This is a genomic window from Collimonas sp., from assembly GCF_035566555.1.
Classification (GTDB): domain Bacteria; phylum Pseudomonadota; class Gammaproteobacteria; order Burkholderiales; family Burkholderiaceae_D; genus Collimonas.
Window position 1 is genome coordinate 1 of record NZ_DATMRB010000196.1, and the last position, 13,386, is coordinate 13,386.

The 13,386-nt window shown below is 56.4% G+C and carries 11 protein-coding genes and 1 pseudogene; 6 read left to right on the plus strand and 6 right to left on the minus strand.

What is annotated here, in order from left to right; genetic code table 11:
* Positions 1 to 374: 374 nt before the first annotated feature.
* On the minus strand, positions 375 to 992 hold the full coding sequence (locus tag VNZ65_RS24625) for an energy transducer TonB (protein ID WP_325673813.1): 618 nt from the start codon (positions 990 to 992) through the stop codon (positions 375 to 377).
* Between the two features lie 306 nt (positions 993 to 1,298).
* On the opposite strand from VNZ65_RS24625, the gene VNZ65_RS24630 reads away from it, so the two are divergent.
* From VNZ65_RS24630 to VNZ65_RS24640, 3 genes are all read left to right on the plus strand, one after another.
* Positions 1,299 to 1,913, plus strand: a complete 615-nt coding sequence (locus VNZ65_RS24630; RefSeq protein WP_325673815.1) for a tyrosine-type recombinase/integrase — start codon at positions 1,299 to 1,301, stop codon at positions 1,911 to 1,913.
* A gap of 220 nt (positions 1,914 to 2,133) precedes the next feature.
* Positions 2,134 to 2,745: a hypothetical protein gene (locus VNZ65_RS24635; protein ID WP_325673817.1), complete on the plus strand. Its 612-nt coding sequence runs from the start codon at positions 2,134 to 2,136 to the stop codon at positions 2,743 to 2,745.
* Between the two features lie 178 nt (positions 2,746 to 2,923).
* Complete coding sequence (locus VNZ65_RS24640) at positions 2,924 to 4,045, plus strand: hypothetical protein (RefSeq protein ID WP_325673819.1); 1,122 nt, start codon at positions 2,924 to 2,926, stop codon at positions 4,043 to 4,045.
* Between the two features lie 546 nt (positions 4,046 to 4,591).
* Here VNZ65_RS24640 and glmS read toward each other — a convergent pair.
* Positions 4,592 to 6,409 (minus strand): glutamine--fructose-6-phosphate transaminase (isomerizing), encoded by a 1,818-nt coding sequence (gene glmS, locus VNZ65_RS24645; protein ID WP_325673821.1) that lies wholly within the window; start codon positions 6,407 to 6,409, stop codon positions 4,592 to 4,594.
* Positions 6,410 to 6,582: 173 nt separating this feature from the next.
* On the opposite strand from glmS, the gene VNZ65_RS24650 reads away from it, so the two are divergent.
* Entirely contained in the window at positions 6,583 to 7,047 is a 465-nt protein-coding gene (locus tag VNZ65_RS24650) for an Lrp/AsnC family transcriptional regulator (RefSeq protein WP_325673823.1), read from the plus strand.
* 67 nt (positions 7,048 to 7,114) lie between these two features.
* Here VNZ65_RS24650 and glmU read toward each other — a convergent pair whose 3' ends face one another.
* Positions 7,115 to 8,473 carry a bifunctional UDP-N-acetylglucosamine diphosphorylase/glucosamine-1-phosphate N-acetyltransferase GlmU gene (gene glmU / locus VNZ65_RS24655; RefSeq protein ID WP_325673832.1) on the minus strand — a complete coding sequence of 453 codons (1,359 nt, stop codon included), beginning with the start codon at positions 8,471 to 8,473 and terminating at the stop codon, positions 7,115 to 7,117.
* Positions 8,474 to 8,813: 340 nt separating this feature from the next.
* Between glmU and VNZ65_RS24660 the strand changes: the two genes are divergently transcribed.
* Both VNZ65_RS24660 and VNZ65_RS24665 read left to right on the plus strand, forming a co-directional pair.
* Positions 8,814 to 10,592: a M14 family metallopeptidase gene (locus tag VNZ65_RS24660; RefSeq protein WP_325673834.1), complete on the plus strand. Its 1,779-nt coding sequence runs from the start codon at positions 8,814 to 8,816 to the stop codon at positions 10,590 to 10,592.
* A complete protein-coding gene (locus VNZ65_RS24665; RefSeq protein WP_325673836.1) occupies positions 10,589 to 11,617 on the plus strand; it encodes a porin in 1,029 nt (342 codons plus the stop codon). Before VNZ65_RS24660 ends, VNZ65_RS24665 begins: the two co-directional genes overlap by 4 nt.
* A gap of 62 nt (positions 11,618 to 11,679) precedes the next feature.
* On the opposite strand, the gene VNZ65_RS24670 is transcribed toward VNZ65_RS24665, so the two are convergent.
* From VNZ65_RS24670 to VNZ65_RS24680, 3 genes and pseudogenes are all read right to left on the minus strand, one after another.
* Entirely contained in the window at positions 11,680 to 12,270 is a 591-nt protein-coding gene (locus tag VNZ65_RS24670) for a hypothetical protein (RefSeq protein WP_325673838.1), read from the minus strand.
* Between the two features lie 155 nt (positions 12,271 to 12,425).
* Positions 12,426 to 12,758, minus strand: a complete 333-nt coding sequence (locus VNZ65_RS24675) for a YegP family protein (RefSeq protein WP_061936316.1) — start codon at positions 12,756 to 12,758, stop codon at positions 12,426 to 12,428.
* A 105-nt stretch (positions 12,759 to 12,863) separates the two neighbouring features.
* Positions 12,864 to 13,386, minus strand: a pseudogene (locus VNZ65_RS24680) (hypothetical protein); the annotation flags it as partial.

Consider the following 13,386-nt stretch of genomic DNA (forward strand, 5'->3'; position numbering starts at 1 on the left):
CACAGCGGCGAGCCTTTATGCACGGACGCCGACCGGCGGCAAAGCCGCAAGGGGATTGGCGTTCGTGCAGATCGGCCGATTTAACAGGAAACATAAAAATCCAGGAAAGACGGACACCTTTGGCACCAGTCCATATAGCACTAAGTGTAGGTGAAGATTGCATTGTCGGCAATCAATGGACAACCTGAGAAACACGAATGACAGCTAACGGCGATATTGTCGACAGGCAGCTCTTGGCCGAGTGCAGCCATCCGCCAAATTGACAACTTCTCCCGACTGGATATTTACTAGCAAAATCGCTGAGCCATCAATGACGTGACCGTTATATCTCCACTCGACGATAACTGCCCAATTGGTGTACGTTTTTCTTTTCTCTATGGCCTAGGGATGAGTCGAGCAAAGCCACTTCCGACGACAATGTGCCCATCATGCAAATTTATGCTCGGTGTGAAGCTGCAGTTTTGAATAAATGCCACTGCAGAATCTATCGTGACTTGATCAACCGCGCTATCCTCAATCTTAATTCCAAAAGGCCGGCCATCAACACCTGTTAGAAAGCGGGCCAACAATCCGTCTCCTTCCTTCGAATTTCTAAAGTCGATAAATCGCTCGGATTTGGCGCAGCTGCCAGTAATGATATATGAAGGAGACGAAGCTTGAACGTTATTCAATTTCCAAGAAGTTTTGATCTTATGTGTCTTTGCCGGAGCGTCATTTCCTGAACCAACGGGAAAGTGCAAATTTCTTGTTGATGCTACGGTCGCGTCGTCTAATATTTTCCACCCGCTACTTTTCGTAACCCGAACATTTTCTGCACGCCCTTCGTTGTTAAGATAGTACTCGACAACTACATCACCTTCTAACCCATAGCGTAACGCCTCCTCAGGATACGGAGGAGCTTGAGAGGTTAGTACTTGAGAAGATGTGCATGACGCGAGAACAGTGCAGAGCAATACCAATTTTGAAAGTAGTATTCCGATATTTTTTTTCATGTATTTTCCTGAGTCTGCCCACTCCCAACAATGAGCTTTTTTATACCTGGGAGTTTTGAAGTAAGAAATAGTCTATAGCAGCTGCTTTCAAGCTCGCGTATCGCTCGATTGATGGGTCGCTAGCATACGACGATGGCGTCCAGATGTCCGCTTTGGGCTGAATTCGTCAGCGACCGTTCCTGGCCGATTGTACGCATTCGGCGTTAATCCAGAAAGCGGCCATCAAGTGATTCGCTCCCCGAGGTGGCATGCTGACGTAGCCAAAGTAACACAATCAGACTTCGACCAACCACGAAGGAGTTTGACATGGAATCAACTCACACTGGGGAACCCTGGAACAAAGGCAAGCTGATCGGGCAAAAGCCGCCACTCAAGCCAAAGGATATCTGGGCAATCCGAATCCACCTCCAAAACAGCCAGCAGATTCGAGACCTGGCGATGTTCAACCTTGCAATCGACAGCAAGTTGCGCGGTTGCGATCTCGTCAATCTGAGTGTTCGCGATGTCACGCACGGCAATCAGATTTTAAACCGGACAATGGTCGTGCAGCGAAAGACTCAACGGACAGTGCAATTTGAGCTGACAGAACCAACCAGAACCGCAATTGCGGCCTGGATCGATAAGGCGAACCTAAAGCCGGCGCAGTACCTATTTCCGAGCCGTCTCAAGAAGTCCCCCCATGTTTCAACACGGCAGTATGCTCGGATCGTGCATCGGTGGATTTCAGCTATCGGTCTCGACTCAACAATCTATGGCACGCACACCATGCGACGAACCAAAGCGACATTGATCTACAGGCGGACAAAAAATCTACGTGCCGTCCAGCTTTTGCTTGGCCACACGAAACTGGAAAGCACAGTTCGTTACCTGGGTATTGAAGTAGACGACGCTCTGGAAATTTCAGAACAGACAGAGATCTAGCAAGCACTGTTTATGCCGGTCATGCGGCAGTCGTTTCGCACGAAGCCGCATGGCCGCTTTCTGCCATAATGCTGAACGCGTACAATCGGCCACAAGAAGACGGCCAATGTCACGATTCGAAAGCAGACATACTTTTACGCATCCAGCTGCGCAAATCTATTTCCCTTTATCCGAGTAGTCGAGAATTTAATAAAATTAATGTTGTTCTAATGATTTCTATATGGCAACATATCTCGATCCTCACCACTTAATTAAGTCCCCCTCATCAGCTCGTCAACAAGGCAAAAATAAAACCCCATTTAACCCTTGTTTACAACAACCATTTGGTAATCATATGACGACTATGGCCGCGATATTAAGTCCAGTTTTATTGGCATTGCTCCTGGGAGGCTGTGCAAGCCCCTACGTGGAGCCTCAAAAAGATGCTGCACAGACCACACTTCATATCGTCACGAATCACCCACACCTCACAATGTCTTCATGGCTGTATTATTCAGATGCGCAATGCTCGAAACCTCCAGGGGAGTCTCTCGGAAATTTTACAGCGATGTACGCTGGCGAAAAGAAAATTCAGTTGAAAGCGGACGAAAAAAAATATCTCGTTGTCAGGACATTGAGCAAACTATCGGGCCCGACGTATAGCTGCGGAGCCCCTCTTTGCGACAGTAAATGTTCTGTAGAATTTGAGATTGTTCCAAGTGCCGGTCGAACTTATCGCGCGACACAATCAGGAAACGGGATGCACTGCGCCGTACAAATTATTGATGAAGTAACGGGGGCGCCCGCAGAAGGGGTCCGGCAGATTCCAACAGATCAAAAATGTAAGGGATAAGCCACTGTGTATGCATTTACGATTGCTAGAGAAATGACTTTTCAAAAGCCGATACAGTCACGCGTCATTGTCTGAGTTCGGCCAATACCTGCCATTGGCGTCCGATACTCAATTTGCGTAAAACTGCCAGAAGTGTCCGGTCAATTGATGAGTGAACCTGCCGCAAAGGCTTTTTAAAATGAGATACACCACCTTTAAAAACGTTGCAAGTGGAGTAATCGTCTTATGTCTCGCGGCCTACTTCTCGGAAGCCAATCCTGAGGTCTTGGCACTACAGGCATCAGCAGTAACAACAATTGCGAATTTTCATGACTGCCCAGTTCGGAAACCTACGTACGGTTCTGCGTTTCCGGGCGAAAGGGCAATGCTATCAGATGATGGTTCATCAGTTGTATTGGAGTGCGCGGACGAATCTATATTGGCATGGCATGACAGCGACGCACGCGTTACTAGATTAGGAGCAACTGGTTTTTTTGACGCTGCGATGCGCCAAGAAATCATTCCAAACAATTTAATCTGCACAAATATCATTAGTATTCGCAGCCCGCTTTGCAACGTGGGAGTAGCAAACGGCGCTTCACCGTTTGAGAAATGCGATGCCGATAATATTAACAGCGTGCCTGCACGTGGCGATGATTGCGAAGTGGTCGACTCTACCAATGACCGAAAAGCTTTCATCCTTAGACCATATGGCGGAGCTAACACTACAGTATTTAATACAACAACACAGTCTAGCCTTGCATTAGCTCCGCTAAAGCACGCGGGGGTCCTTTTGCCTAGAAATGGGCCGCCAAGAAAACTAGTGTATATCGGTGACAACGGCGCACGGTTGCAATCCCTCTCGTTTGAAAATGGTCAGATAGAGAACTTAGTCAACTTTCCTAGCCGGAATTCCGTGTGGCAGAACACAGAGTCCACAGGAAGTTCGGTTGCATTTTCCGACGCCTATCAGCTACTCATCACCGCTTTCGGCGGCGCGTTCATGGGCTCACAACAAATAACCTTTGTTCGTGCCTATACGACCCAAGGCGAAGAAAAATGGAACATTCGAGGAAACGTGGATGCCGACAAAACTGGATTTTCTGCAGATAATGCGAATATAAAGTTATTTGCTGATGGAAAATATGCCGCCTTGAGCTACGTACGACGCCAAACGTTTTTCGAAATTGTCGACATCGGGACTGGTCACATAATTGGAAGGGTCGATGGTTGGCCAATAGGTACGTCATCGAAGTCGAACAGGATAATGATTAAAACGATTGACGGAGGATTTTCACTTATTGCATTAAATTTGAAATAATGCTTTTGACAAACCTGAGTGACCGCTTACCGGTAGTGACGAAGGACAGCAATGGGTCGGGTCCGGTCTCTCAAAGTTTAGAAACCGGCCATTCAAAAAAATGTGACGCCAAAGTGTTTGCTATTTGAATCGGCGAACGGCAGCTATGTGAATTGAACCCGCCGTTCAGCATTACATCTGAGGCAGGCCAATCCCGTCAACATCAATTTCCGCAGCCGCATTGCAGCCGCTCAAGGAACCTGCTTGACCATGTGATGGCGGCGCTTGCTGCTTGTCGCAACACGCATTAGGTGCCCATTCATGAGCCGAGGTTAACGCCACCAGGAAAGGTTAGCGCGAACCAGCTGGTACACCCTACAGCAGAAGTGTTTCCAGCCTTGTTCCCAGTTTGTATCCAAAACTAATAGCCTAGTCGCATCCCCAACTAATGGGCGTTTTCCAGTAGTTAGCATCTTTGTTCTGAAGGGCCACCAATGTTTTCGACTTTAATGACCTGTTTTCGACTTTAATTGTAAGGAACAACATGGTCGAAGCTGTTGGCGTACCCTATTCGACAGTAACCGACTTAGCCAAATTCCGAGGCTTGTCAACATCCGTCCCCCGCGCCAACGCCGTGTGATACGACAGCAGCTGCAACGGCACCACATGCAAAATCGGCGACAGCAAACCATAGTTTTCCGGCAAGCGGATCACGTGCACGCCTTCGCTTGACTTGATGTGCGAATCGGCATCGGCAAACACATAGAGCTGGCCGCCGCGTGCGCGCACTTCCTGCATGTTCGATTTCAGCTTTTCGATCAATGCATCGTTGGGCGCCACAGTGACCACCGGCATTTCTTCCGTCACCAGCGCCAGCGGACCGTGCTTGAGTTCGCCGGCGGCGTAGGCTTCGGCGTGGATGTAGGTGATTTCCTTGAGCTTCAAGGCGCCTTCCAGGGCGATTGGGTAGTGGATGCCGCGACCCAGAAACAGGGCGTTTTCCTTGCGCGCGAAGGCTTCGGCCCAGGCCACGATGTGCGGCTCCAGCGCCAGCACGCTTTGCAGTGCCGCGGGCAGGTGGCGCATGGCCTTCAGGTGGGCGGCTTCCTCTTCGTCGCTGAGTCGGCCTTTGCTTTGCGCCAGCGCCAGGGTCAGCAGGAACAGTGCGGCCAGCTGGGTGGTGAAGGCTTTGGTCGAGGCGACGCCGACTTCGACGCCGGCGCGGGTGATGTAGGCCAGCGCGCATTCGCGCACCATGGCGCTGGTGGCGACGTTGCAGATGGTCAGCGTGTGCAGCATGCCGAGTGAGCGGGCGTGTTTGAGCGCGGCCAGGGTGTCGGCGGTTTCGCCGCTTTGTGAAATGGTGACTACCAGCGAGTTCGGATTCGGCACGCTGTCGCGATAGCGGTATTCGCTGGCGATCTCGACGTTGACTGGGATCTTGGCGACAGATTCGATCCAGTATTTTGCTGTCAGGCCGGCGTAGTAGCTGGTGCCGCAGGCCAGGATCAGGACCGAGTCGATCTGCTCGAAGACCTTGAAGGCGCCGTCGCCGAACAGTTCCGGCATGATGCCGGTGACGCCTTCCAGGGTGTCGGCGATGGCGCGCGGCTGTTCGAAGATTTCCTTTTGCATGTAGTGCTGGTAAGGGCCGAGTTCGACTGCGCTGCTGTAGGCGTGCACGGTTTTCACTTCGCGCTCGACGGACTTGCCGGCGGCGTCGACGATCCAGACGCGTTGCAATTGCAGGTCGACCACGTCGCCTTCTTCCAGGTAGATGATCTGGTCGGTGGTGCCGGCCAGCGCCATGGCGTCGGAGGCGACGAAATTCTGGCCCTGGCCGACGCCGACGATCAGCGGCGAGCCCTGGCGCGCGGCGACCACGCGATGCGGTTCGTCGACGCAGAACACGGCGATTGCATAGGCGCCGGTCAGGCGTTTGACGGCCTGCTGCACGGTGGCGAACAGGTCGCCGCTATACATGTGATCAACCAGGTGGGCGATCACTTCGGTGTCGGTCTGGCTTTCGAAGTGGTAGCCGGCTGCTTGCAGTTCGGCGCGCAGTTCGTCGTGGTTTTCGATGATGCCGTTGTGGACCAGGGCGATGCGGTCGCGCGAGAAATGCGGGTGGGCGTTGTGGGTGGCCGGCGCGCCGTGGGTGGCCCAGCGGGTGTGGGCGATGCCGGTAAAGCCGGACAACTGCGCCTTTTCCATCTGGCTTTCGAGGTCGGCCACGCGCGAGGTGCTGCGCGAGCGCTGCAGCTTGCCGTCGATATGCAAGGCGACGCCGCAGGAATCGTAGCCGCGGTACTCGAGCCGTTTCAGCCCTTCCAGCAGGATAGGAGTGACATTAATCTGAGCAACTGCTGCGACGATACCGCACATGGTCTTTTCCTCATCAATAAGGTGAAATTCAAGAATAGGCGTATCTTAGGCGAGCGGCTGTGAAATAAATGATCTATATGAGCAATAACATCGTCAAATATTTCATAATATAAATATGGTGAAATAATATTTCATATATAGTCACACATATTCAACAAATTGCACGTTCCCATATGGAAATCATCCTCGACGAGCTGGACAAGCGAATTCTGAATGCCTTGCAGGCCGATGCCGCGCAAACCAACCACCAGCTGGCGCAGCAGGTGCATGCCTCGGCGCCGACCTGCCTGCGGCGCGTCAAGCGCTTGACCGATGCCGGCATCATCCTGCGGCAGGTGGCGATCGTGGCGCCGGACAAGGTTGGCGCCGGATTGACCGCAATCGTCGAAGTTACGTTGGACAACCAGGCCGACGAGCGGCTGGTGGAGTTTGAGGCGCTGGCGGCGGCCGAGCCGCTGCTGCTGCAATGCTACCGGGTCTCGCCGGGACCGGATTTCGTGCTGGTGGTGCAGGTGGCGGACATGGCGGCTTACCACGCGCTGGCGCACCAGCTGTTTGCCGCGCAAAAGAATGTGCGCAACGTGCGTACTTATTTCTCTATCCACCGCAGCAAGTTCGAGACCCGGCTGGCGGTGTAAAAAAAATGGATAGCGCCGGCTGTCGCCGGGACTATCCATGGCCTGCTGATTTACCGCAGTCGTTGCTTTACTTCTTGGTCTTCACCGGCCGCTGCCAGTTGTCGATGGTGACCTGGCGCGCACGCGAGACGGTCAGCTTGCCTTCCGGCGCATCCTTGGTCAGCGTGGTGCCGGCGCCGAGCGTGGCGCCTTTGCCGACGCGCACCGGCGCCACCAGCTGGCTGTCGCTGCCGATAAAGGCGTCGTCTTCGATGATGGTGCGGAATTTGTTGGCGCCGTCATAGTTGCAGGTGATGGTGCCGGCGCCGATGTTGACGCGCGAACCGACCGTGGCGTCGCCGACGTAGGCCAGGTGGTTGGCCTTGCTGTGCGCGGCGATCTGGCTGTTCTTGACTTCAACGAAATTGCCGATGTGGACGTCCTCGCCCAGTTCGGTGCCAGGGCGCAGGCGCGCATACGGGCCGATCTGCGACGCAGCGCCGACCACCGCATCTTCGATATGGCAGAAGGGTTTGATGTTGGCGCCGCGGCCGATGCTGGCATTCTTGATGACGCAATGGGCGCCGATCACGGCGCCGTCTTCGATGCGGACATCGCCTTCGAAGATGCAGCCGACATCAATGCTGACGTCGCGGCCGCAGCTGAGCGCGCCGCGCACGTCCAGCCTGGACGGATCAAGCAAGGTGACGCCTTGTTCCAGTAAACGTTCGGCAATGCTGCGTTGATGTGTCCGTTCCAGTTCCGCCAGCTGCACCTTGCTGTTGACGCCCAGGGTTTCCCAGACGGCATCGGGCTGGGCCGATACCACCGGCGTGCCGGCGGCGACGGCGCTGGCGACGATGTCGGTTAAATAGTATTCGCCCTGAGCGTTGTTGTTGGAGAGGTTGGCCAGCCACTCTTTGAGCTGGCGGGTCGGCGCCACCATGATGCCGGTGTTGCATTCGGTGATGGCGCGCTCGGCGGCGCTGGCGTCTTTCTGCTCGACGATGCGGACGATCTTGTCATGCTCGCGGACGATGCGGCCGTAGCCGCTCGGGTCCGGCAGCTGCACTGTCAGGATCGCCAGCTTGTCGGCGCCGGCGGCGTCGACCAGGCGTTGCAGCGTGGCGCCGGAGGTGAGCGGCACGTCGCCGTACAGCACCAGCGTCGATACAGTGTCATCCAGTTGCGGCACGGCCTGAGCCACTGCGTGGCCGGTGCCGAGCTGCGGTTCCTGCTTGGCGAACTTCAGGTCGGCGCCGTTGATCTGCTTCAGGACGGCATCGCCGCCATGGCCGTAGATGATGCACAGCCGGGTTGGCGACAAGCTGCGCGCGGTATCGACCACATGCTCCAGCAATGATTTCCCAGCTAATGGATGCAGCACTTTCGGCAGCGCCGACTGCATGCGTTTGCCCATGCCAGCGGCGAGGATGACGATGTTCATAGAGACACTTTGCGAATAAGGAAAAGAGGATTCATCAGACTTTTCTATAGGTGTAAAAAATTTTATGTGTAGGGTGGGCACGCTTTTGTGCCCACGCTGTATTGGTATCCGCGTGGGCACAAAAGCGTGCCCACCCTAGCTCTTGGCAAGCCATGCGCGATAGCCGCATCCTCTTTCTCCGCTGAGAAGTCTGAACAACCGAAAAGAGAAGGTTTGGATAAAACCGCAAGGGAAAATTTTAGCATGAGGGCGTATTTTGACGACGAAGAGTTAATTATTTGATATTCTATTGTTGATTTTTTAATAATAATAATTCAATCGTCAACAATAGGAGACTTGTATGTCCATCGTTTTCCCCTTGCTATTTCCTGGTGCGCGCCCCGCCCGTCGCGCCGTATCTGTTTGTGCCGTGGCGCTGCTACTGGCGGCAGCTTTGCCGCCGCCTGCCAACGCGCAATATGATCCGGCCAAGGTGCTGGTCGAGATTGACGCCGTCGCCAGTCAGTATCCGGATCCGGACGTCGTCATAGAGTCGCCGGCATTTGCTGCCGGCAAAACCGATTTCACATCGCAGCAGGAAATGCTGGCCTTTGTTCAAAAGCTGGCCGCGCAAACGCCGGCGATGCGCGTGCGCCAGCTCGGCTTATCACAGCAGGGGCGGGCGATTCCGCTGCTGGCGTTTGCCGAACCGCCCTCGGCCAGCGGCGCCGAACTGATGAAAAACGGCAAGCCGACGGTGCTGCTGATCGGTTCGCAGCATGGCAATGAGCCGGCTGGTGGCGAAGCGGCGCTGGCATTTGCCAGCATGCTTGCCCGCGGCGCACTGGGAGATATCCTCGCGCACGTGAATATCCTGATCGTGCCGCGGGCCAATCCTGACGGCAGTGCCGCCTTCCTGCGCGGCCTGGCGGACGGACGAGACGTCAACCGCGACCATCTGATGCTGGCGACGCCGGAAGGACAGGCGCTGGCGCAGGTGTTCAATGCCTATCAGCCGGAAGTGGTGCTCGACAGCCATGAGTTCAGCGTCGGCGGCCGCTGGGTGGAAAAATTCGGCGCGCTGCAAAAATATGATGGCCTGATTCAGTTCGCTACTGTGGCGAATCTGCCGCCGGCGCAGGCAGCGGCAGCGGAATCGCTGTTTCGCCAACCAATGCTGCAGGAGTTCGATCGCCGTGCGCTGAGCCATTCCTGGTATTACACCACCAGCGTGAGCACGGATGACAAGACGGTGGCGATGGGCGGCGTCGGTCCGGATACCGGCCGCAACATCGCCGGCTTGCGCAACGCCTTTTCCTTTTTACTGGAAACGCGCGGTGTCGGCATCGGCAAGGCGCATTTCAAACGGCGCGTGTATACCCACCTGACCGCGATTGAATCGATAGTGCGGACCACGGCCAGCCAGGCGCCGCAGGTGCTGGCACTGAACCGGCAGCTACGCCAGGAGGTGGCCGTCGGCGCGGGGCAGGGCGTACTGAATGTGATTGGCGTGGCGACGCCCGGCCGCCACACGCTGGCCATGCTGGATGCGCAAAGTGGCCAGCCAAAAGCCATCGAAGTCGATTGGAAGTCTGCCCTGGAGATCCAGCCGAGGCTGCAGCGTCCGCGTCCCTATGCCTATCTCATGCCGGCTTCGGAACAGCGCGCGGCCGAACGTCTGCAAACGCTCGGCGTGAGTGTATATCTGGTGGCCGAGAGATTGCAGATGGCGCCGGAACAAGGCGTGCAAGCCTATCGTCTGACCTCGCAGTCCGCCGGACGCAAACAGGATGTGACGGGATCGACTGGCGCCGCCGGCGACGTGATCCGGGTGACTACCCAGCTCGAGCCTGTGCCATTGACGATCGCAGCCGGCTGGTATTACGTGCCGCTTGACCAGCCTCTGGCCAATCTGGCTGCCGCCGCGCTGGAGCCGGAATCGCAGAGCAGCTATGTATCGAACCGCTTGCTGCAGGCGCCTGTAGCCGAGAACGGCAATCCGGCTTACCTGCCCCTGTACCGCTTGACGACGCGGCCGCAGCTGGCAGTCGAAGCACTGCAAGCGCGGCACGGTTTGCAGCCAGGCACAGCGACGCAGAGGCAGCTCGGTGCGGAGAGCAATCCGGGAGCAAGGCAATGAAAAGAATACTGATGAATGGGCTGCTGGCAGCTGCAGCCACCGTTCCGGCGGGCGCTGCTTTTGCCGAAATCGACGAGCGGGTGCAGGTCTACGGCCGCGTCGACCTGAGCATGGACAGCGTCAACGGCAATGGCGGCAACGCGATGAAGATCGTCGACAACGCATCACGTTTGGGTATCAGCGGCCGCGAATCCGTGGGCGCTGGCATGACCGCCTTGTTCGGCCTGGAAGCCGGCTTCAGCGCCGATACCGGTCAGGCGGTCGATCCGCTTTTTCGCAACGCCTATGTCGGCTTGCGCGGCGGCTTCGGCGTGCTGGCGCTAGGGCGCCTGGATTCGGCGCAGGAAAGCGGCTCCCCGCTGTATTCGCAAGTCACCAGGAACGTGACCTTTGTGGTGCACGACGCCGGCGCCACGGCGATCGGCACGCGCTGGCTGAATGTGCGCAACCGCACCAGCAATGCGGTCGGCTACATGAGCCCGGTGTTCAATGGTTTCAGCTTGCGGGTGCGTTACCATCAGCCCGATCCGAGCGATGGCGCGGCCAAGGTGTCGCAGGAAGGCGATGTGAAGGCGACAGATGTGGGCTTCAACTATGAATCGAAGGCGCTCTCTGGCGGCATCGGCTATGGCCGCAACCATCGCAGCGGGGCGCCGCAAGAGAACGAGTTCGGACAGAAATGGCAACTGGTTGGGTCTTACGATTTTGGCGTGGCCAAGGTATCGGCCTTGTATGGCAGGGATCGCTACCGCGCCACTTTGGGCGCGCGCGGAGCGGTGGATTATTGGCTGCTGGGGTTTGCATTGCCGTTCAGGGCAGGACGGCAGCAAGTGGTGGTGAATTACATGAAGCGAGATACGCAAAGCGATGTGCGCGGCAAGGGGTCGAACTTCCAGGCCGGCTACATCTATCACGCGAGCAAGCGCACCAAACTGTACGCCTCGTATGCCCGGGAGCAGCTGAATGCCAACAAAGCGGGGAATTTGTCCAATACAATCAGCAGCGGCATCCAGCACCGGTTTTGATCGCGCAAGAAAGCCGTTGGCCCCAGAGAGCCAACGGCTGCGTCAGGACGCTATTGGCAACGTTAATAATGTTGCCAGAAGCCGCCCGAAAAGGTCCAGCCGTTGCCGTTGCGGACCCAATGGCCGGGCGCCCAGAAGTAACCGTCGCGACGGGCTTCCCAATGACCGTTGACCCAGTCGTGGCGGCCGTTGTTCCAGCGCCAGTAGCCGCCGATCCAGACGTGGTCCGGGCTAGGCGCCGGCGTCATGATTTCCACCCGTGGCGGCGGCGGCGCGACGTTGATCACGATCGGCGTGGTGTTGTAGGTGTTGTTGATCTGCACCCAGCGGCCCGGATGGAAATTCCATTGGCCACCGTCGTTGCTCCAGTAAGCATGCTGGAAAACCATGTTCGGGCGCGATTGCTCCCAATGGCCGTTGTTCCAGACGTAGCGGTTGTTTTCCCACTTCCAGTGGCCGCCGATCCAGTAGGAATCGGGGTAAGGAGCTGGCGGCACCACTTCCACCAGCGGCGCCGGCGGCGCCTGTACTACTTTTACTTCACGGTATTCGACGCGGGTGCGCGGCGGTTCGACCACGCAGCCTGCCAGCGACACCGTGGCGGCTGCGACGGCGGACAATACCAGATAACGTTGAAAACGACGGCGGTTCATTTTTGTCTCCGAAAATAAAGATCCCGCGTATTAGAACGTTTTGCCGTACGGAATGAATACAGGCATTACAAATACTTGCAATTTATCCGTGCGCAGGCCGGCCAGGCAGGCCCGGCAAGGATTCCGCGGATTTCCGGCGGCGGATTGCCGCCGGATCAGGCTTCGTCTTTAATATTGGTATTGGGGCCGTTTTTCTTGACAGCGTGGATGCCGGCGTCGCGCGCGCTGGTGGTGCTGTACATCTGGCTGCTGCCGATGACCTGGTGGTTGGCGGCTTTCAGGTTGAAATAGAAGCGGCCGTTGGAAGCCTGGTTGCGGCTGTAGCGGTCGTCCTGGGTGCTGTTGCTCTGCACCGAGGCGATGCCGTTTTCGGCGGATGCCTTGGCGACATACATCTCGCTGTTGAGCACCACTTCGCCGTTGTCAGAGTAGAGCAGGAAGTAAAACTGTCCATCCACAGACTTCTTGAGTACATAGGACCCTGCCATTGAGCTTCTCCTGATTGGTTGCAGACGAAGCGGCGACGAATTAGCTGTCTGCGCCGCTCGTCCGCTTTGATTATATAGCTCTGGCGGAGAATGCAATACTGTTGCTTAATCGTCTAACTGCGCGTCCAACCGCGCGTCCAACTGCGCGCTCAACTGTGCACCGGACTGCACCACTGCCTGCAGCGGAATGATGCTGGAGACCGTGGCGCCGGTGGGCGTGGAGCAGGGATCGTCGTCGAATGCGATATCGCCGTTGGGATCGGCGATGCCGCTGGCCTTGAGGCCGGTGAAGCCGAACAGATTGCGGTCCATCAGGTGCGATGGCGCCACCGTCGACAGGGAAGCGAAAACGTTGTCGACCCGGCCAGGGAATTTCTTTTCCCATTCGCGCAGCATGCCCTTGATCTGCTTGCGCTGCAGGTTTTCCTGGCTGCCGCACAGGTCGCAGGGAATGATCGGGAACTGCTTGACCTCGGCGTAGCGGATCAGGTCGGCTTCCTTGACGTAGGCCAGCGGCCGGATCACGATCTGCTTGCCGTCGTCCGACTGCAGCTTGGCCGGCATGCTCTTCAGCTTGCCGCCGAAGAACATGTTGAGGAAGAAGGTTTCCATGATGTCGTCGCGGTGG

Bases quoted from the DNA above. Each gene is read 5' to 3' on its own strand.
- glmS (WP_325673821.1), bottom strand. From the start codon at position 6,409: ATGTGCGGTATCGTCGCAGCAGTTGCTCAGATTAATGTCACTCCTATC.
- VNZ65_RS24630 (WP_325673815.1), top strand. From the start codon at position 1,299: ATGGAATCAACTCACACTGGGGAACCCTGGAACAAAGGCAAGCTGATC.
- VNZ65_RS24675 (WP_061936316.1), bottom strand. From the start codon at position 12,758: ATGGCAGGGTCCTATGTACTCAAGAAGTCTGTGGATGGACAGTTTTAC.
- VNZ65_RS24635 (WP_325673817.1), top strand. From the start codon at position 2,134: ATGGCAACATATCTCGATCCTCACCACTTAATTAAGTCCCCCTCATCA.
- VNZ65_RS24625 (WP_325673813.1), bottom strand. From the start codon at position 992: ATGAAAAAAAATATCGGAATACTACTTTCAAAATTGGTATTGCTCTGC.
- VNZ65_RS24650 (WP_325673823.1), top strand. From the start codon at position 6,583: ATGGAAATCATCCTCGACGAGCTGGACAAGCGAATTCTGAATGCCTTG.
- VNZ65_RS24640 (WP_325673819.1), top strand. From the start codon at position 2,924: ATGAGATACACCACCTTTAAAAACGTTGCAAGTGGAGTAATCGTCTTA.
- VNZ65_RS24665 (WP_325673836.1), top strand. From the start codon at position 10,589: ATGAAAAGAATACTGATGAATGGGCTGCTGGCAGCTGCAGCCACCGTT.
- VNZ65_RS24660 (WP_325673834.1), top strand. From the start codon at position 8,814: ATGTCCATCGTTTTCCCCTTGCTATTTCCTGGTGCGCGCCCCGCCCGT.
- VNZ65_RS24670 (WP_325673838.1), bottom strand. From the start codon at position 12,270: ATGAACCGCCGTCGTTTTCAACGTTATCTGGTATTGTCCGCCGTCGCA.
- glmU (WP_325673832.1), bottom strand. From the start codon at position 8,473: ATGAACATCGTCATCCTCGCCGCTGGCATGGGCAAACGCATGCAGTCG.